This is a genomic window from Mycobacterium sp. SMC-2 (genome assembly GCF_025263485.1).
In the GTDB taxonomy this organism is placed as follows: domain Bacteria; phylum Actinomycetota; class Actinomycetes; order Mycobacteriales; family Mycobacteriaceae; genus Mycobacterium.
Window position 1 is genome coordinate 861,838 of the sequence record NZ_CP079863.1, and the last position, 18,844, is coordinate 880,681.

Consider the following 18,844-nt stretch of genomic DNA (forward strand, 5'->3'; position numbering starts at 1 on the left):
TCAACGGGTCAATCGTGTGCGCAGTTCCCGCCTGAGCACCTTGCCGTAGCTGTTTTTCGGTAGCTCGTCGATGAATTCGTAGCGCTTGGGCCGTTTGAAGCGCGCGATGCGCCGCAACAGATGCGCATCCAACGCCGCGGGTTCGACCGCGCCGACGATGAACGCGACCACCACCTCACCCCACTCGGCGTCGGGGGCTCCTACCACGCATGCCTCGGAGACGCCCGGGTGTTCGAGCAGGACCTCCTCGACCTCCCGGGGGTAGATGTTGCTCCCGCCGCTGATGACGACGTCCTTCGACCGATCCCGAAGCGTGAGAAAGCCGCGCGCGTCGAAGGAACCCATGTCGCCGGTATAGAGCCAGCCGTCTTTGAGCGTGGCGTGGGTCGCGTCGGCGTTTTGCCAATATCCGGACATGACCGCGTCGCCGCGGCAGACGATCTCGCCGATCTCACCAACGGGCGCCGGACCGCCGTCCGCCCGCAGCACCGCGACCTCCATCCCTGACCGCGCATAACCGACCGAACCCAAGATCGCGTCGTCGTCCGCTTCGTGATCGACGCGGCGCAATCCGGTGATGGTCATCGGCGACTCGCCCTGTCCGTAGATTTGCGCGAAGACTGGGCCGAATGCCGCAATCGCCTTCCGGAGGCTTTCGACGTACATGGGCCCGCCGCCGTAGACGATCGACTTGAGATTGGCAGGGCGGCTGCGGCCCGTGCCGACCAGCCGTTGCACCATCGTCGGGGCCAGAAATGCGCTGACGGCCGGATGGTGCTCGCAGAGATCGAGGAACTCGCCGGGATCGAATGCACCCGACTCGGGCACTACCTGGCGGGCGGCGCGCAGCACGTACGGCAGGACGTAGAGGCCGGAGCCGTGCGACATCGGTGCCGCGTGCACGAGGCTGCAGTCCTCGTCGACAGCGTCGATGTCGGCAAGGTGCGCGACCGTCATCGCCGTGAGGTTGCGGTGCGACAGCATCGCGCCCTTCGATCGCCCGGTGGTCCCGCTGGTGTAGAACAGCCACGCCAGCGACGACGGATCGGTACGCGGCGGGGCCGACGGCACGGCGGTTAACCGCCGCGAATAGCCTTCGGAATCAATGATTTCCATCGGGATTGGGGAAATTGATGCGAGTTCGGCACCAATGGCCGATGACGCGAACACCTGTGCTGCACCCGCATCGTCGAGGATTTGCGCCATCTCGCGCGGATGCAGCTTGTAATTGATCGGAACGACGACGCACTCGGCGGCCCAGATCGCGAACATCAACTCGATCACCTCGGGGCGGTTGTGGGTCGCGATCGCGATCCGAGCGCCCACTGGGTGCTGTTGCCGGATCGACGCGGCCAGACGCAATGCCCGGTCGCGCAGCTCAACCCAGGTGCAGGTGCGGCGATGGCCGTGATACACAGCGCCGCGATCGGGGAATCGGCGTGCGGCCTGATCGAGCATCGCAAAAAGATTCATCGCTCGATCCATTGCGACGCCAACGCGAACTCCGACAGGTACTTCGTCGAACTCCATCCGCCGTCGACGACGATCGTCTGGCCATTGATGAAACTTCCGCCCGGCGAACACAAGAACGCGACGGTGCTGGCGATGTCGTCAATGGTGCCTAGGCGCTGATGCGGCGTCATCTCGGTGTTGATCCTGCGAAATCGCTCATCCTCCAGCCGTTTCTCTACCATCGGTGTCACCGTCACCCCGGGCGCGACGGCGTTGCAGCGGATGCCGGATGCGCCGTATTGGCAGGCGATGTGGGTGGTCAACGCGGTCAGCCCGCCCTTGGCCGCGGAATACGCGCCGCCCCGGAGCCCGCCGACCACGGCGAATGTCGACGTGATGTTGATGATCGCCGATCCGGGGCCCATGTGCGGCAGCACGTCGCGCGCCAGCCGGAACGGGGCGCGCAGCATCAAGCCCAGGAAGTAGTCCAGGGTTTTGTCGTCGGTTTCGTGTAGTGGCTTGGGGCTGCCCACCCCGGCGTTGTTGATCAGGAAGTCGACGTGACCCCACCGCGCGACCGCAAGGTCCACGATGCGCCGCGGGGCGTCTTCGTGGGTCAGGTCGACGGCAAGCGTGGCGACGCGATCCGGGTCGTTGACCACCTTCTCCAACTCGGCGAGCCGATCCTCGGCGCGGCCGGTGCCAACGACCGCCATACCCATCTCGGCGAGCTTTGTCGCGCAACCCAATCCGATGCCGCTGCTTGCTCCCGTAACAATTGCGACCTGCATCTCACCCATCCTGTGTCTGCGCCTGTGTCAAGGCCGCCCGGATTTGATGTTTGAGCACCTTGCCCGAGTCGTTCTTCGGTAGTGCATCCCAGACGACCACCTGCTCTGGCGCCTTGAATTTCGCGACGCCCTTGCTTTGCAGCAACGCGAGCAGGCTGGCGACGTCCGGGCTCGGCGGCGCCGCGGGCACGATCACCGCGCAGGTCCGCTCCCCGGTGCGCTCGTCGGGCAGCCCGACGACCGCGATTTCGGCGATTCCGGGGTGTTCGGCCAGCAGGTCCTCCACCTCCTTGGCTGAGATGTTCTCGCCATTGCGGATGATCACGTCCTTGGCCCGTGCGGTCACGACCAGATACTGGTCGTCGATCCAGCGCCCGAGATCGCCGGTGTGGAAAAACCCTGCGGCATCGAAAGATCCACGATCGTCTTCGCGATGGCGGTAACCCGACAGCATCTGGGGCCCGCGTACGCAGATCTCGCCGTCACCGGCGGGCGCGGCCTCATGTGCGACGAGCTTGATCTCGGCGATGCCGCGCCTCCCATCGGTGTCGGCGGCGCGATCCGCCTCGTCGCGCCGGGGCGCACCCACGGTCGCTACCGGAACTTCCGTGCACCCGTACACCCGGGTTACCACCGCCCGCTCGAAATAGCCCGCGGCGCGTCGGATAAGCGAAGGCGAGACCGAGGCGCCACCGCAGATGAACACCTTCAAGTCGGGCAGGCGGGTCTGCGCGCTCTCGGCGGCGGACAGCAGCTGCTGCAGAAACGGTGTGGCGCCGGCCATGTGGGTACACCGCTCGCCGCTCATAAGTTCCACAGCCGCCGCCGGGTCCCACCGGTCCATCAATACCGCGGTGGTCCCCAGCAACAGGGGGCATTCGAATGCGTAGATCGAACCACCGATGTGGGCGACCGGCGACGGAACCAGGAACGTGTCGCCCGGATCGATGTTCCAGTGGTCACGTATCTGGCAGATCAGCGCATGTATCGAATTATGGCTGTGCAACACGCCTTTCGGGCGGCCCGTGGTGCCGGATGTGTAGAGGACCATTCGAACCGCATCGGGATCGAGCGCCGGCAGTTCGGTGGCTTCGGGCTGGCCGCCGAAGAGGGCCGGGTACGCGGTGTGTGAGCCGGCTTCGCCGCGCAGCACCACGACCTCTGGGGTGCGGCTCACCGCGGCGGTGACCCGTTCGAGCATCGCGGCGTAGTCATAGCCGCCGAACCGCTGCGGGACGAAGATCATCTTGGCTTCGACGTCGTCGAGGATGAAACGCAGATCGTGATCGCGCAAAGACGGCAGGATCGGGTTCACCACCATCCCGGCGAGCGTCGCGCCCAGATAGATAATCGCGGCCTCGTGCCAGTTCGGCAGCATGAACGACACGACACTTCCCGTCGGCATGCGCGCCAGCAGGGCGGCCGCGAGCGCGCTGGCCCGAGCGTGCAGCGTGGCGCAGTCCAGCCGAATATCATTGTCCACCAGCACTGTTCGCCATGGTTCGCGCTCAGCCGCCGTGCGCAACGAATCCGCCAGTGTGGTATGCACCCACAGGCCGCGCCGGTACGCCTCCGCCGCCCGTGCGGTGTCGCGTGGAACCCGGCCGATCACCGGCCTAACCATCCACGCGGCGCATGGTCATCGCGTATCGGAAGCTCGACGACAGGTGCGTGTTGATCGTCACCTGTGCGACCCCGCCGTCGGACGTCTTGTAGGTGCGTTGCATCTGCAGTGCCGCGGTCCCCGGCTCAACCCCGAGGCCGTCGGCCAGCTCCGCGGAGAGCAGGACCGCGGCGATCTCCTGGCGGAGCTCAGCGATGCTCACCCCGAACAGGTCCTCGATCAACGGAAAAATCGGGCCGGTGTGCCGCTGCAGCAGCCTGCCGACGGCGGCGAAAGTGCGGCTAATGTAGTACTCCGTTCGGCACAACGGGACCGATGCGCCGTCGGCCTGCCGGTAACCCCGCACCGACAGCCACTGGGTACCGGCCTGTAGGCCGGTGCGCGCGGCGAGCTCGTCGTCGATCGTCACCATCTCGTTGGACTCGATGGTCAGCTGCGCACCGGCCGCAAACTCGAGCAGGCCGTCGATCGACATCGCGTCCTGCGCATAGGAACTCGAGGCCGGCCGGGGAACCACGCGGGTGCCCGCGCGGGGTCGTGACGCGACCAAGTTGTCCTCACGCAGCCGGCGTAGCGCTTCGCGGACGGTGTAGCGGCTGACCGCGAACCGCTCGCACAGTTGGTGTTCGGTCGGTAGCTGAGAGCCGACCGGATAGACCCCGTCAACGATCTCTTTGCGCAGCGTGCGCGCGATCTGCAGGTAACGGTGGTCGCCGGTGAGGGTCTGGGGCGTCATCGGCCCCCCGGCGATCGGCGTAATGCCAGGACGCTGCCCTCACCATCGGCCGAAACGTACAGCGTCCCGTCGGCGGCGGCGGCGACCCCGGCGAAGGGGCCCTGCGGCCCGGAAAACGGCGGCATCCCCTTCAACGGCTTGGGCACCACGCCCGGCGGCGGACCGACCGGCAGCCCGGAGGCGATGCTCTGCCGGGCCCCCGCGCTCAGGTCGAACGCAACGAGTTCCTTCGCGCCCGCGTCGACGATGTAAAGCACACCGTCACGCACCGAAATACCCTGTGGCCGTTGTAAGTCGGCGGTAACGGTCTCCACCCCGGATCCAGTCACCTTGATCACCCGTCCGGCGCCGGCCTCGGCCACCAGACAGCTCCCGTCTTCGTCGAACCCCACGCCGACCGGGTCCTGCAGGCCGCTAGCCAGCACCTCGACGCCACCGGATCCCAGCGTCAGCACCCGCCCGGTGCCCAGCTCGGCAAACACCACACCGCCTGGCCCAGGGGCGACGCCATAGAGCTGGTCGAAACCGTCCGCGAGCACTTCGCTGTCGTTTGCGGCCGGCCGGTAGCGGGCGAGCTGGCCCCCCGATGTCGTGACGACGAACTCGCCGGGGCCGCTCGCCGCGATGCCGCGCAGGAATCCGGGATAACCGGGGCTGAAGAGCATTCCGACCGTCTGCAAAGATCCGTCGGGCAGCGCGGCATAGCAATACGTGCCGTCGGCGATGTAGAGCACGCCGTCGTATCCCACCGTGAGGTCCAGCGGCCAGGTGAGCCCGCCGGGCAACACCGTTTGCGTTGCGCCCCCTGGCGATATCTCGGTGATCTCACCGGTGAAGTTGGACACGAGCAGCCGGTCGCCGACGAAGGTGCAATTGTCCAATCCCGGACTGAGCTGGGCCAGCAGGCGCTGTCCGCCGCTGTGGGGATCAATGCGCAGCACCTGCCCGCTGGCCACCTGGGTCGAGACGATGTAGCCGTGTGCGTCGAATTTGACCGAATCGGGCACCCCGAGATCGCGTGCGACACATTGGGGTTCGCCGCCGTCGGGGTCGACACGCCAAATCTCGTTGGCGCCCATCACCGGGAAATACAGCAGGCCGTCCGGGCCGACCTCCATCGCGTTCGGCGACGGCACATTCTCTGCCAGCACTCGTGGCGGCCCACCCGCCGGGTCCAGCTCCAAAAGCCGTCCACCCTCGCGGCATTCACCGACGAACAACCGGCCTTGATGAAACGTGATGCCGTTGGCGCACGGAACATCGTCGCGCAGCACCCGCGTTCGCCCGGCGGTGTCAAGCACGCTGACCCTGTCGTCCATTACCTCGGTTGCGTACAAGTTGCCGCTCGGATCGAACGCGACATCGTCAGGCGCCACGATGTCGCCCCCCTTGGGGCTCACGGTTGAAAGTTGTCCGGTCCGGTGGTCGAGCGCACTGATCTGGCTGCCGGTCACCTGGGCGATATAAACGCGGCCATCCGGTCCGGTGCGCAGACCATTGGCGCCGAACAACCGGCTGGGGGCGGTGACTCGCTGGACTTCCCAACCCTCGGCGACATCGACGAAACAGTCCGGCGCAAAACGTGATGGCTGCATTGCGATGGCCATGGTCTAGACGAGATCCTTCCGTCAGCCGTTGGCCTGGACGCTATCAACTCGTCCTAGTCCAGACAATAGCCCTTTGGCGCCGGTGACTGATCTTGACAGCGCTATCCAGGGATCGGAATAGTGTTCTCCGTAAGGCAGAACGCGATATTTTGTCCGGACAAACGGAGCAAATAATCCCGCTGCGGGCGCCGGCAGCAGGGGAAAGCAGGTCATGGACGATCTCCTCGGGTTCGACGGTCGCGTCGTGGTGGTCTCCGGTGCCGGTGGAGGCGGCATCGGCACGACAATCACGGCCATGACCGCACGGGCGGGGGCTACCGTGATCGCCGTGAGCCGGTCCAAGGAGAACCTCGACGAGCACGTCGCCCCGCTGGCGCAACAGGGTCTCGCTGTGGTGCCGGTGGCGGCTGATGCATCGACCGACGAGGGCATCGCCGCGGTCATGGATCGCGCACGGCGCGCCGACGGTCGGTTGTACGGGCTCGTCAACGTGGCCGGCGGCGCCGAGCCCGCAACGTGGATGCCGTCGACCCGGGTCACGCGCAGCGACTGGCGCAAGATCTTCGCCGACAATCTCGAAACCGCGTTCTTCATGAGCCAGGCCGTGGCCGCCGAACTCGTCGCGCAGCAGCGGCCCGGGTCGATCGTGTCAATCTCCTCGATCAGCGGCATGAACACCGCGCCGTTTCACATCGCCTACGGGACGGCCAAGGCCGCGATCACCGCGATGACCCGCACCATGGCACTCGAGCTGGCGCTGGCCGGAATTCGGGTCAACGCCGTCGCGCCGGGTGTCACCGAGACCGCCGCCTCGCGCACCTACGTTGACGAGGATCCGGGCCGGGACCGGCAGGCGATCGCGATGGGCCGGCGCGGCCGGCCCGAAGAGCAGGCCGGCGCAATCCTCTTCCTGCTCTCGGACCTGTCGAGCTACATCACCGGCCAGACGTTGCTGGTCGACGGCGGGCTCGATCTCAAGTGGAGCCATCTCGGCGCCGACAACACGTCGCTGTTCCTCAAGGACGAGTCCTTCCGCGCGGCTATCAGGAGGATGTGATGCCCGACCTAGCCAAAGACGTGAATCCGGTTGCCGCCGAGGAACTGTCGAAACCGATGACAATCGGAGTCGATGCGTACGTCAGCGAGGCTTACGCCCGCGCCGAGCGCGACAAGTTGTGGCGGAAAGTCTGGCAACAGGTAGGTCGCGTCGAGGAACTGCCCGACGTGGGCAGTTACTTGACCTACGACATCCTCGACGACTCGATCATCGTGGTGCGCACCGGCGAGGACGAGTTCAAGGCCCACCACAACGTGTGCATGCACCGCGGCCGCCGGCTGATCGACACACCCGAGGGCGCGAAGAACGCCTGCGGACGCGCCCGTAAATCGTTCGTCTGCGGATTCCATGGCTGGACTTACGGTTTGGACGGGTCGTGCACCCACATCCGCGAGCAACAAGACTGGCAGGGCGCGCTTACCCCCGCCAACACCCACCTCCGCCCGGTCAGAGTCGACACCTGGGGCGGCTGGCTGTGGATCAACATGGACCCCGACTGCGAGCCGTTGGCCGACTACCTGTTCCCCGCCGCGAAGATCCTCGACCCGTTCGGCCTGGAGAACATGCGCTACAAGTGGCGCAAGTGGCTGCACTTCGACTGCAACTGGAAAGTCGCGCTGGAGGCCTTCAACGAGACCTACCACGTCTACACGACCCATCCGGAGTTCAACAAGTTCGGCGAGTTCAAGGGCTGGGCCAAGGTGCACGGCAAGCACAGCAACATCGGCTATGACGCGCCCGACGATCTCGCGGCGACCAAGTCCAAGATCCGCCTGGGAACCGGCGCCGATCCCCGGGTGTCGACCGCCCAGATGCAGGTCTACACGATGGAGGAGACCAACACCTCCACCACCGAGACGCTGGTGAACGCCGCCAAGCGATTGGTCGACGAACTGCCCGAGGGGACACCGGCCGACAAGGTTCTCGAGCACTGGCTGGCGTCCGCACGCCGCGACGACGAGGCTCGCGGCGTGATCTGGCCGACGATCCCGCCCGACATCCTCGGGCAGGCGGGCACCGCGTGGCAGATCTTCCCGAACTTCCAGATCGGTCAGGGCCTGACGGTTGCGCTGTGCTACAGCGCGCGCCCAGACCCCAGCTACAACCCGGACAAATGCATCTTCGAGGTGTCCGTGTTCGAGCTATTCCCGAAAGGTCAAGAGCCCCAGACGGAGTGGGAACATACACCGGCCGGCGATCCCAGGTGGCTCTCGGTGCTGCCGCAGGACTTCTCCAACATGGCCGCCGTGCAGCAGGGCATGAAATCCCTCGGCTTCCCCGGAACCAAGCCCAACCCGTACCGGGAACGCAGCACCGTCAACCTGCACTACCAATTGGCGAAGTACATGGGCACCGGTGAGCCCCAGGAGATCTCAGGTGAGGAGCACCCACTGGCATGACCTCCGACATGAAAAAGTACCAAGACAATTGCGGGCCAACGCAGACGCCCGTCGACATCGACATTGACGCGCTGCGAGAGAAATATCGGCAGGAGCGCGAGAAACGGCTGCGCAAGGAAGGTTCTAAGCAGTACATCGAATTGGAAGACGACTTCGCCGGTTACTACGAGGTCGATCCCTACACGCCGACGACACCGCGCGAGCCGATTTCAGAGGATATCGACGTCGCGGTCCTCGGCGGCGGTTTCGGCGGCCTGCTGTCAGCGGCCTACCTGAAGAAGGCGGGAGTTGACGACGTACGGATCATCGAACTCGGCGGTGACTTCGGCGGCGTCTGGTACTGGAATCGCTATCCCGGGATCCAGTGCGACAACGAATCCTACTGCTACATACCGCTACTGGAAGAACTCGACTTCATGCCGTCGAAGAAATTCGCGGACGGCGCCGAGATTTTTCAGCATTGCCGAAACATCGGAAAGCACTTCGGGCTTTACGATTCGGCGATCTTCTCCACCCAGGTCCGCCACCTGCGCTGGGACGAGGAGATCAAGCGGTGGAGGATCAGCACCAACCGCGACGACGATATCCGCGCCCGATTCGTGGTGCTGGCGTCGGGCCCGTTCCACAGGCCCAAGCTACCCGGCATTCCAGATATCAAGGCGTTCAAGGGGCACAGCTTCCACTCGTCGCGGTGGGACTACGGCTACACCGGCGGCGACTCCACCGGAGGACTGGACAAGCTGGCCGACAAGCGGGTGGCCGTGGTCGGTACCGGCGCCACCGGGATCCAGATCGTGCCGTTCCTCGCCCGCTACGCCAAGCACCTGTACGTGTTCCAGCGCACCCCGTCCACTGTCGACCAGCGCAACAACGCACCCACCGATCCCGAGTGGGTCAAGACGCTGCAGCCGGGTTGGCAACGGGAGCGGCAGCGCAACTTCCATGCGTGGACGTTCGAGGGCATGGCGCTGGGCCAGCCGGACCTGGTGTGCGACTTCTGGACTGAGCTCGGCCGCAACACCGCGGCCCGGGTACTCGCGCTGGACGACCCCGCGTCCCTGACCCCCGAGCAGTTCATGGCGATCCGGGAAGAGGAGGACTACAAGATCATGGAGCGGCTGCGACGCCGCATCGATGACATCGTGGCGGACGGGGCAACGGCCGAGGCGCTCAAGCCCTACTATCGGTTTCTGTGCAAGCGGCCCTGCTCCAACGACGATTATCTGGCCACGTTCAACCGCCCGAACGTCACGCTGGTCGACGTGTCGTCGAGCAAAGGCGTCGAGCGGGCTACCGAAAAAGGGCTTCTGGCCAACGGCGTCGAATACGAACTCGACTGCATCATCTACGCGAGTGGCTTCGAGATCACCACCGAGATCAGTCGCCGCTACTCGATCGAGACGATCGAGGGACGCGACGGGCTGTCGCTGTTCGACTATTGGCGCGACGGCTACAAGACGTTGCACGGCATGACCAGCCGCGGTTTTCCGAACCAGTTCTATACCGGCTTCACTCAGGTCGGCATCTCTGCCAACATCGCCGCCAACTACGAGCTGCAGGGCGAGCACATCGCCTACATCATCGCCGAAGCGCTGGCGCGGGGCGCGACCACCGTGGAGCCGTGCCAAGAGGCCCAGGACGAGTGGTGCACGACCATCAGGGAAACGGCGGTCGACAACTCGGCGTTCGACGCGCAATGCACGCCCGGCTACTACAACAACGAAGGCGGTGGTGGCGGAGAGGGAATCCGGTCGCACCTGGGTGAGCCCTACGGCCCGGGCTTCTACGCCTTTGAGGAGTTGCTGCGGGTGTGGCGTGACAAGGGCGAGCTGGACGGGTTGGTGCTGGGCGCTTGAGCGAAATCCTGGCGCCCCAACTGCGATTCGACGACCGCGTGGCCGTGGTGACCGGGGCCGGCCGGGGGCTGGGCCGCGCGTACGCGCACCTGCTCGCCTCCCGCGGGGCGAAGGTGGTCGTCAACGACGTCGGCGGCAGCCTCGACGGCGAAGGGGTCGACGCCGGTCCGGCCGAGCAGGTGGTCGGTGAGATCACCGCGGCCGGGGGAGAGGCCGTCGCGTGTGATGCGTCGGTGGCGACCAGGGAAGGCGGCCAGGCGATCATCGCGACCGCGCTGGAGCGGTACGGCCGCATCGACATCCTGGTGCACAACGCCGGCAACGTTCGTCGGGGCTCGCTGAAGGACATGAGCTACGAAGACTTCGACGCGGTGCTCGACGTGCACCTGCGCGGCGCGTTCCACGTGCTGCGGCCCGCGTTTCCGATCATGTGCGACGCCGGCTACGGGCGCATCGTGCTCACCTCGTCGATCGGCGGCCTGTACGGGAACCATGGCGTGGCCAACTACGCCGCCGCCAAAGCCGGTGTGATCGGCTTGTCCAACGTCGCGGCGCTGGAAGGCGCCTCGGACGGTGTGCGGTGCAACGTCATCGTGCCGGCCGCGGTGACGCGAATGGCCGCCGGCATCGACACCTCCGCCTACCCGCCGATGGGCCCGGAGCTGGTCGCGCCCATGGTGGGCTGGCTCGCACACGAATCGTGTTGGGTCACCGGCGAACTGTTCATCGCGCTGGCGGGCCGCCTGGCACGGGCCGTCATCGCCGAGAGCCCTGGCGTGTGCCGCCCATCGTGGACCATCGAGGAGGTCGGCGAGCACCTCGACGCGATCCGCTACGTTGACGCACCACTCGTCTTCCCGGCCGTCCCCGACGGCCACGCCCGACACATCGGCTACAGCTTCGAATTGGCGCGCCGCTCAACCGAGCAAGGAGCATTCCATGGCTAGCCGGACGGGCCCGCTGGCCGGCGTGCGCGTGATCGATCTGACCGCCATGGTGATGGGACCTTACTGCACGCAGATCATGGCCGACATGGGCGCCGACGTGATCAAAGTCGAACCGCCACAGGGGGATAACACCCGGTACATCTCGGTGGGCCCGGCGCCGGGAATGAGCGGGGTGTTCGTCAACGTCAACCGTGGCAAGCGCAGCGTCGTGCTCGACCTGCAAGCCGAAGCCGGAACCCATGCGTTGCGCGCGCTCGTGGAGACCGCCGACGTCTTCATCCACTCGATGCGCGCCAAGGCGATTGCCAAGCTCGGCTTCAGCTACGACGACGTGGCCGCGATCAATCCCGCGATCGTCTACACCAATTGCTACGGGTACGGGCGACGCGGACCCGACCGCGACCGCCCGGCCTACGACGACACGATCCAGGCCGAATGCGGCCTGCCCGCGGTGCAACAGCAGTTGACCGGCGAGGCCGATTACGTCGGCACCATCATGGCCGACAAAGTCGCTGGCCTGACGGCGCTGTACGCGACGACCATGGCGTTGTTTCACCGCGAGCGCACCGGCGAGGGGCAGGAAGTCGAGATCGCCATGTTCGAAACGATGGCCTCGTTCATGCTTGTCGAGCACGCCAACGGCGCGATGTTCGATCCTCCGCTGGGGCCGGCGGTGTATCCGCGCACCGTGGCGCCCAACCGCCGCCCATACCGCACCAGCGACGGCTACATTGCCGCGTTGATCTACAACGACAAGCACTGGAACGCATTCATCCAGGCCGTTCGGCCGCCGTGGGCCAGTGAGCTGTATTCGACGCTGGAACAGCGCGCACGCCAGATCGACACCGTCTACGGGCTGGTGGCCGAGACGATAAAGCAGCGGTCCACGGCGGAGTGGCTCGCGCTGTTCGGCCGGCTCGAGATACCGGCCGCGCCACTGAACACACCGACCGCGCTGTTCGACGACCCGCATCTCAACGCCGTCGGCATGTTCGAGACGGTGGAGACCGCGCACGGGCCGGTGCGCTTCCCGGGCGTACCCACGTGGTTCTCCCAGACACCCGGGCGAGTTGCGGGGCCTGCACCGGAGCTCGGCGCCCACACCGAAGAAGTACTCGCCGAAATTGGCGCGAGCAGACGCAAAGAACCCCGAAACGCCGTGCAGCGGGGTGATTTTGCGTCTGCTCGCGAAGGAAAGGAAGTGTGACGATGGGTGTGCCTGTTTATAAGAGGATCCTCGACCTGTTCGAGGCCGAGGGCGTCAATACCCTGTTCGGTATTCCGGACCCGAACTTCGTGCACATGTTCGCAGAGGCCGACGCTCGCGGGTGGTCGGTGGTCGCACCGCATCACGAACTGAGCGCGGGATTCATGGCCGAGGCGGCGTCGCGTATGACGGGTAAGCCCGGCCTGTGCATCGGCACGCTCGGCCCCGGCGTGGCCAACATCTCCGGCGCGATGATGTGTGCACTCGTCGAGAACTCACCGGTGATCTTCCTCGGGGGCCAGCGCGCCCGCATCACCGAGCGCCGGGTCCGGCGCGGACGCATCCAATTCATCCAGCAGGAGGGCCTTTTCACGCCGTCGGTCAAGTACAGCAGCTCGATCGAGTACGCCGACCAGACCGATGAGATCATCCACGAGGCGATCCGCCGTGCCATGTCGGGCACACCCGGCCCGGCCTACATCGAGTACCCGTCGCACGTCATCCTCTCCGAGCTCGACGTGGCGGACCCGCTGCCGCCCGAACGGTACCGGCTGGTCAACCAGACCGCGGGCGAGCGCGAGGTCACCGAAGCGGCGAAGTTGATCCGGGCGGCCCAGAGCCCGATCCTGTTGGTCGGACACGGGGTCCACACGTCGCGCACCGGTGCGGCGGTCCGGGAACTGGCCGAGCTCATGGCTTGCCCCGTGATCCAGACCTCCGGCGGCACGTCGTTCATCGAAGGCCTCGAGGACCGCACCTTCGCCTACGGATTCTCGCCGGCGGCCGTCGAGGCCGTGGTGAAGTCCGATCTGTGCGTCGCGCTTGGCACGGAGCTCGGCGAACCGAGCCACTACGGCAGGACCCGCCACTGGGCGGAAAACGACGCGAAGCGCAAATGGGTTCTGGTCGAACAGGATCCGGCCGCCATCGGCGTCAACCGCCCCATCGACGTCCCCCTGGTCGGTGACCTTCGCGGTGTGGTGCCCCAGCTGGTGGAAGCGCTCCGTGACAGTCCGAGGAAGCCATCAGTCGATCTCGACCGCTGGATCTCCGAGGACGCCGCGGAGCTGGCGCAGCTCGCGGAGAACGCGCCGACGGGGCGGACGCCGGTCCACCCGGCGCGGTTCGTCGTCGAGGCCACTCGAGCCTTCCCGAAGGATGGCATCTTGGTCCGCGACGGCGGCGCGACGGTCATCTTCCAATGGACCTACTCGCAGGCCAAACCGCGTGACGTCATCTGGAACCAGAACTTCGGCCATCTCGGCACCGGCCTGCCGTACGCCGTCGGAGCGTCGGTCGCCGAGGGCCGTAAGCGTCCGGTGATGCTGCTGACCAGCGACTCGGCGTTCCTGTTCCACGTCGCCGAGTTGGAAACCGCTGCCCGGCTGAACCTTCCGCTGGTATGCGTGGTGGGCGTCGACCACCAGTGGGGCCTCGAGGTGGGCGTCTACAAGCGCACCTTCCCCCAGCCGTCCCCGCAGCCCGGCGTGCACTGGAGCAAGGACGTCCGCCTCGACAAGGTCGCCGAGGGCTTTGGCTGCCACGGCGAGTACGTCGAAAAGGAGGACGAGATCGGCCCGGCGATCCAGCGGGCCTACGCGAGCGGCAAGACCGCCGTCGTGCACGTCTGCATCGATCCGAAGGCCAATTCCGAAGAGATGCCCAAGTACGACGAATTCCGCACTTGGTACGCCGAAGGCACCCAGTAAGAGAAGGATGATGTGATGCGCGAATACCTGAAGTTCTACATCGACGGCCGCTGGGTTGACCCGCTGCGGCCCAACTCCTTTGATGTCGAGAACCCGGCCACGGAACAGGTTTCCGGGAAGATCTCGCTGGGCTCGGCCGCCGACGTCGACGTGGCGGTCAACGCCGCCCGGCGCGCCTTCGCCGGTTGGTCGCAAAGCACCCGCGAGCAGCGCCTGGACCTGCTGCAGGCCATTCTCGCCGAATACGGCAAGCGTGCGGGAGATCTCGCCGACGCGGTCACCGAGGAAATGGGCGCGCCACCCTCGCTCGCCGCCGGCCCGCAGGTCCAGCTTGGGCTCGGTCACCTGATGACGGCGATCGACGTGCTGAAGAATTTTCAGTTTTCCGAACAGCACGGGGCGACCCTTGTCGCCAGGGAACCGATCGGTGTCTGCGGGCTGATCACGCCGTGGAACTGGCCGCTCAACCAGATCGCGGTCAAGGTGTATCCGGCGCTGGCAACCGGCTGCACCATGATCCTCAAACCATCCGAGGTCGCGCCGTATTCGGCCTACATCTTCACCGAGATCCTGGATGCCGCGGGCGTGCCGGCCGGGGTGTACAACCTGGTCAACGGTGACGGCGCGGGCGTGGGTGTGGCCCTGGCGAGTCATCCCGACATCGACATGGTTTCGTTCACCGGCTCCACGCGTGCCGGCGTCGAGGTGGCCCGCAATGCCGCGCCGACGGTCAAGCGGGTGACCCAGGAACTCGGCGGCAAGAGTCCCAACATCGTCCTCGACGATGCGGGCTTTGCCGAGGGCGTGAGCGCCGGTGTCGTGAACATGATGCCCAATTCCGGGCAGAGTTGTAACGCGCCGTCGCGGATGCTGGTCCCGAATTCCCGTATGGCCGAGGCCATCACCGTCGCGCGTGAGGCCGCCGAGCAGGTGAAGGTGGGCAACCCAGGCGATCAGAGGGCGCTCGGGCCGGTGGCTTCGAGGGCACAGTTCGAAAAGGTCCAGCGACTGATCCAGAAGGGAATCGACGAGGGCGCGACCGTCGTGGCCGGCGGGCCGGGCCGGCCGGCGGGACTGGACACGGGTTACTACGTCAAGCCGACCGTGTTCGCGAACGTCACCAATGACATGACCATCGCACGCGAGGAGATCTTCGGTCCCGTGTTGTGCATCCTCGGCTACGACGACATCGATCAAGCCGTCGAGATCGCCAACGACACCGAATACGGCCTGGCCGGCTACGTCTCGGGGGCCGACCTCGACAAGGCGCGTGAGATTGCCTTTAAGATCCGGGCCGGCTGGGTGACGATCAACCATGCATTCGACATGAACGCGCCATTCGGCGGCTATAAACGCAGCGGCAATGGCCGCGAATGGAGCGAGTTCGGCTTCCATGAGTACCTGGAAGTCAAAAGCATCCTCGGCTACGCGCCCGACGAGGGTGCCCACTGACGCGCTGGGCCGAAATCCGAACGCAGCACAGCGAAACCGTTGCGTGTCCTTCCCCTGAATCCCGGGCGCCCGCCTTTAAGCTGGCTCCGATCAACAGGAGGGGCAGCGACGTATCGGCATCAACTATGGCGCCGGGCGACATGATGGTCAGGGCGCGCTAACAGCGGTCGCTGAGCCGGGCGGGAGTAGACCCGCGCCGGCTCGTCGTGCGCGGCGGCCCCGGTGGGTTGCTCCCGTGCGCCGGGCCGGTCGGCTGGCCATCTGGGATAAACCGGAGCGGCGCAGTGGGATTCCGGCACTCGACGGATTGCGCGCGATAGCGGTCGCGCTGGTGCTCGTCGGGCATGGCGGCATCCCCGGTGTCAGCGGCGGATTCATCGGCGTCGACGTGTTCTTCGTGCTCAGCGGGTTTCTGATCACCTCACTGCTACTGGACGAGCTGGGGCGAACCGGCCGTATTGACCTGACCGGCTTTTGGATTCGCCGCGCCCGCCGGCTGCTGCCGGCCCTGGTGTTGATGGTGCTCACGGTGGCCGCGGCGCGCCAACTTCTTCCCGATCGATCCCTCACCGGCCTGCGCGACGACGCGATCGCGGCGTTCCTGTGGATGGCGAACTGGCGGTTCGTCGCCCAGAAGACCGACTACTTCACGCAGGGTGCCCCGCCCTCGCCGCTGCAACACACCTGGTCACTCGGGGTCGAGGAGCAGTACTACTTCGTGTGGCCGGTGCTGCTGATCGCGGTGACGCTGCTGCTGGCCGCGCGGGCGAGGCACCGCCGCACCCGCGCCACCGTTGGCGGTGTTCGATTCGCGACGTTCGTCATCGCCACCGTCGGGGGCCTGGCTTCGGCCGTGGCCGCCATCGTGCTGGTGTCCGACACCGCGCGCGACCGCGTGTATTTCGGCACCGATACCCGCGCGCAGGCGCTGCTGACCGGCGCCGCGGCGGCGGCCCTGCTGGTTCGCGACTGGCCGTCACTGAACCGGGGCTGGTGCCTGATCCGGACCCGGTGGGCACGGCGCGTCGCCCGCGTCCTTCCGGTTGCCGGCCTAGCGGGGCTCGCGGCGGCGACCCATTACGCAACCGGTGGCAGCGGCGAGTTTCGCCACGGCCTGCTCATCGGGGTGGCGATCGCGTCGGTCGTCGTGATCGCGCCGGTGGCCCTGGAGCAGCGCGGAGCGGTCGCCCGCATCCTCGCCGCACCGCCCCTTGTGTGGCTGGGCACCATCTCCTACGGCGTCTACCTGTGGCACTGGCCGATCTTCTTGGCGCTCAACGGCGAACGGACCGGATGGACCGGGCTGCCGCTGTTCGCCGCGCGGTGCGGCGCGACGGTGGCGCTGGCCGGAGTGTCCTGGTGGCTGATCGAGCAACCCATCCGGCGCTGGCGGCCGGCGCGGGTGCCGCTGTTGCCGTTGGCGGCGGCGACGGTGGCCAGCGCCGCCGCGGTGACCCTGCTGGTGATTCCGGTGGGGACCGGCCCCGGCCTGCGCGAGGTCGGCCTGCCGCCCGGGGTCTCCGCGGTCGCCGCGGTATCGCCGTCCCCGCCGGGCGCCGGCCGCCCGGCCGCGCCCCACGACCCCAACCGGCCGTTCACCGTTTCCGTGTTCGGCGATTCGATCGGCTGGACGTGGATGCATTACCTGCCACCGACCCCGGGATTCGCGTTCCTCGACCACACCGTCATCGGCTGCAGCCTGGTGCGCGGCACGCCGTATCGGTATATCGGTCAAACCCTGGAGCAGAGACCAGAATGCGACGGCTGGCCGATCCGATGGTCGACCCAGGTCGCCCAGGACCAGCCGGACGTCGCGCTGCTGATCATCGGCCGGTGGGAAACCGTCGACCGCGTCAACGAAGGTCAGTGGACCCACATCGGCGACCCCACCTTCGACGCGTACCTCAATGGCGAGCTGGAGCGGGCGCTGAACATCGTCAGTTCCACCGGAGTTCGGGTGGTGGTCGCCACCGTGCCGTACAGCAGGGGCGGCGAAAAGCCGGACGGCCGGCTGTATCCGGAGGACCAGCCCGACCGGGTCAACCTGTGGAACACCATGCTGCGCAGGACGGTCAGCCACCACCCGAACGTGCAAATACTGGACCTGAACAAAAAACTATGTCCCGACGGGGTTTACACCGCCAAGGTGGACGGCATCAAGGTGCGCAGCGACGGCGTGCACCTCACCCCCGAAGGGGTGAAGTGGTTGACCCCGTGGCTGGAGGAATCCCTGCGTTAAGCCCCGGTGCGGCAGCTGATTTCCATGCTGTCGCTCTCCCGGACTCCGAAGTTGAAGCTCACGTAGCCGTTCTCGGGATCGCGCACCCGGTCGAGATACGGCTGGGTGTCCGCGGCGCCGGCGTTGTCGGCGACCACCAACGCCCCCGTCGACAGCCGCGGTTCGAGCAGCTCGATCACCGGCAGGTACAGGTCCTTCCAACCGTCCAGCAAGACGAAGTCGACCGGTCCGTCGAGGCCGGCCAGCGTGGCCAGCGCGTCTCCTTCGAGGATGGTGATCGCGTCGTCCAGGCCGGTCTGGGTGAACGTCTGCCGCGCCGCGGCGATCTTGGTGCCGTTGAGCTCGGTCGTCACCACCCGGCCGGCGCCATTGTCGCGCACGGCCGACGCCAGATGGATGGCGGAGATGCCGAACGACATCCCGAACTCGACCACCGTCGCCGGCCGGGTCGCGCGCACCAGGGCGTACAGCAGCCGGCCGGCTTCGGGCGTGACCGGGATGTAGAACTCGCTCATCGCGTCGGCGCGCTCCTGCGCGGTCATCGGCCGGTCGAAATCGCCGAGCCGCTGCCGCAACGACGACATCTGGTTTTTCGCTTCGGCATACATGCGGTCGAGCACGGTCGCGACCTTAGGATCTTGCAGAGTGTTGGCCATGCCGTCGAGGGTAGGCGGCGGCGGCGGGCCACCGGCGAGCGCGGGTGGGAGGGCGGCGACCAGCCCTAATCGATACGTAAATGAGTTTGACCGGCACTGGGCCGCGGTGTA

At 66.5% G+C, this 18,844-nt stretch carries 14 protein-coding genes; 8 read left to right on the forward strand and 6 right to left on the reverse strand.

Going from position 1 to position 18,844, the window contains the following annotated elements; genetic code table 11:
• From KXD96_RS04105 to KXD96_RS04125, 5 genes are read right to left on the reverse strand one after another with little or no spacing between them, the layout of a single operon-like run.
• Positions 1 to 1,473: an AMP-binding protein gene (locus KXD96_RS04105; RefSeq protein ID WP_260745200.1), complete on the reverse strand. Its 1,473-nt coding sequence runs from the start codon at positions 1,471 to 1,473 to the stop codon at positions 1 to 3.
• Positions 1,470 to 2,252 carry an SDR family NAD(P)-dependent oxidoreductase gene (locus KXD96_RS04110; protein ID WP_260743088.1) on the reverse strand — a complete coding sequence of 261 codons (783 nt, stop codon included), beginning with the start codon at positions 2,250 to 2,252 and terminating at the stop codon, positions 1,470 to 1,472. Before KXD96_RS04110 ends, KXD96_RS04105 begins: the two co-directional genes overlap by 4 nt.
• The gene (locus KXD96_RS04115; RefSeq protein WP_260743089.1) at positions 2,245 to 3,867 is read right to left on the reverse strand and encodes an AMP-binding protein; all 1,623 of its coding nucleotides are present in this window, start codon (positions 3,865 to 3,867) and stop codon (positions 2,245 to 2,247) included. The genes KXD96_RS04110 and KXD96_RS04115 overlap by 8 nt, the downstream gene beginning before the upstream one ends.
• Positions 3,860 to 4,603 (reverse strand): GntR family transcriptional regulator, encoded by a 744-nt coding sequence (locus KXD96_RS04120; RefSeq protein WP_260743090.1) that lies wholly within the window; start codon positions 4,601 to 4,603, stop codon positions 3,860 to 3,862. The genes KXD96_RS04115 and KXD96_RS04120 overlap by 8 nt, the downstream gene beginning before the upstream one ends.
• The gene (locus KXD96_RS04125; RefSeq protein WP_260743091.1) at positions 4,600 to 6,210 is read right to left on the reverse strand and encodes an SMP-30/gluconolactonase/LRE family protein; all 1,611 of its coding nucleotides are present in this window, start codon (positions 6,208 to 6,210) and stop codon (positions 4,600 to 4,602) included. The genes KXD96_RS04120 and KXD96_RS04125 overlap by 4 nt, the downstream gene beginning before the upstream one ends.
• Before the next feature lie 211 nt (positions 6,211 to 6,421).
• Between KXD96_RS04125 and KXD96_RS04130 the strand changes: the two genes are divergently transcribed.
• The 8 genes from KXD96_RS04130 (at position 6,422) to KXD96_RS04165 (ending at position 18,077) form a co-directional block, all read left to right on the forward strand.
• Positions 6,422 to 7,267 (forward strand): SDR family NAD(P)-dependent oxidoreductase, encoded by an 846-nt coding sequence (locus KXD96_RS04130; RefSeq protein ID WP_260743093.1) that lies wholly within the window; start codon positions 6,422 to 6,424, stop codon positions 7,265 to 7,267.
• Positions 7,267 to 8,667 carry an aromatic ring-hydroxylating dioxygenase subunit alpha gene (locus KXD96_RS04135; protein WP_260743094.1) on the forward strand — a complete coding sequence of 467 codons (1,401 nt, stop codon included), beginning with the start codon at positions 7,267 to 7,269 and terminating at the stop codon, positions 8,665 to 8,667. The genes KXD96_RS04130 and KXD96_RS04135 overlap by 1 nt, the downstream gene beginning before the upstream one ends.
• A gap of 8 nt (positions 8,668 to 8,675) precedes the next feature.
• A complete protein-coding gene (locus tag KXD96_RS04140) occupies positions 8,676 to 10,523 on the forward strand; it encodes a flavin-containing monooxygenase (RefSeq protein WP_396878698.1) in 1,848 nt (615 codons plus the stop codon).
• A complete protein-coding gene (locus tag KXD96_RS04145; RefSeq protein WP_260743097.1) occupies positions 10,520 to 11,470 on the forward strand; it encodes an SDR family NAD(P)-dependent oxidoreductase in 951 nt (316 codons plus the stop codon). The genes KXD96_RS04140 and KXD96_RS04145 overlap by 4 nt, the downstream gene beginning before the upstream one ends.
• A gap of 13 nt (positions 11,471 to 11,483) precedes the next feature.
• Positions 11,484 to 12,677, forward strand: coding sequence for a CaiB/BaiF CoA-transferase family protein (locus KXD96_RS04150; RefSeq protein ID WP_260745201.1), 1,194 nt, complete (start codon positions 11,484 to 11,486; stop codon positions 12,675 to 12,677).
• 2 nt (positions 12,678 to 12,679) lie between these two features.
• A complete protein-coding gene (locus KXD96_RS04155; RefSeq protein ID WP_260743099.1) occupies positions 12,680 to 14,386 on the forward strand; it encodes a thiamine pyrophosphate-binding protein in 1,707 nt (568 codons plus the stop codon).
• Between the two features lie 15 nt (positions 14,387 to 14,401).
• Positions 14,402 to 15,838: an aldehyde dehydrogenase family protein gene (locus tag KXD96_RS04160; protein WP_260743100.1), complete on the forward strand. Its 1,437-nt coding sequence runs from the start codon at positions 14,402 to 14,404 to the stop codon at positions 15,836 to 15,838.
• A 235-nt stretch (positions 15,839 to 16,073) separates the two neighbouring features.
• A complete protein-coding gene (locus tag KXD96_RS04165) occupies positions 16,074 to 18,077 on the forward strand; it encodes an acyltransferase family protein (protein ID WP_260743102.1) in 2,004 nt (667 codons plus the stop codon).
• Here KXD96_RS04165 and KXD96_RS04170 read toward each other — a convergent pair.
• The gene (locus KXD96_RS04170; protein WP_260743105.1) at positions 18,074 to 18,733 is read right to left on the reverse strand and encodes an O-methyltransferase; all 660 of its coding nucleotides are present in this window, start codon (positions 18,731 to 18,733) and stop codon (positions 18,074 to 18,076) included. The genes KXD96_RS04165 and KXD96_RS04170 overlap by 4 nt on opposite strands.
• Positions 18,734 to 18,844: the final 111 nt, after the last annotated feature.

Excerpts from the sequence above, each read along its gene's own strand:
- KXD96_RS04125 (WP_260743091.1), bottom strand. The coding sequence starts at position 6,210 with ATGGCCATCGCAATGCAGCCATCACGTTTTGCGCCGGACTGTTTCGTC.
- KXD96_RS04170 (WP_260743105.1), bottom strand. The coding sequence starts at position 18,733 with ATGGCCAACACTCTGCAAGATCCTAAGGTCGCGACCGTGCTCGACCGC.
- KXD96_RS04155 (WP_260743099.1), top strand. The coding sequence starts at position 12,680 with ATGGGTGTGCCTGTTTATAAGAGGATCCTCGACCTGTTCGAGGCCGAG.
- KXD96_RS04105 (WP_260745200.1), bottom strand. The coding sequence starts at position 1,473 with ATGAATCTTTTTGCGATGCTCGATCAGGCCGCACGCCGATTCCCCGAT.
- KXD96_RS04130 (WP_260743093.1), top strand. The coding sequence starts at position 6,422 with ATGGACGATCTCCTCGGGTTCGACGGTCGCGTCGTGGTGGTCTCCGGT.
- KXD96_RS04120 (WP_260743090.1), bottom strand. The coding sequence starts at position 4,603 with ATGACGCCCCAGACCCTCACCGGCGACCACCGTTACCTGCAGATCGCG.
- KXD96_RS04110 (WP_260743088.1), bottom strand. The coding sequence starts at position 2,252 with ATGGGTGAGATGCAGGTCGCAATTGTTACGGGAGCAAGCAGCGGCATC.
- KXD96_RS04160 (WP_260743100.1), top strand. The coding sequence starts at position 14,402 with ATGCGCGAATACCTGAAGTTCTACATCGACGGCCGCTGGGTTGACCCG.
- KXD96_RS04140 (WP_396878698.1), top strand. The coding sequence starts at position 8,676 with ATGAAAAAGTACCAAGACAATTGCGGGCCAACGCAGACGCCCGTCGAC.
- KXD96_RS04135 (WP_260743094.1), top strand. The coding sequence starts at position 7,267 with ATGCCCGACCTAGCCAAAGACGTGAATCCGGTTGCCGCCGAGGAACTG.
- KXD96_RS04115 (WP_260743089.1), bottom strand. The coding sequence starts at position 3,867 with ATGGTTAGGCCGGTGATCGGCCGGGTTCCACGCGACACCGCACGGGCG.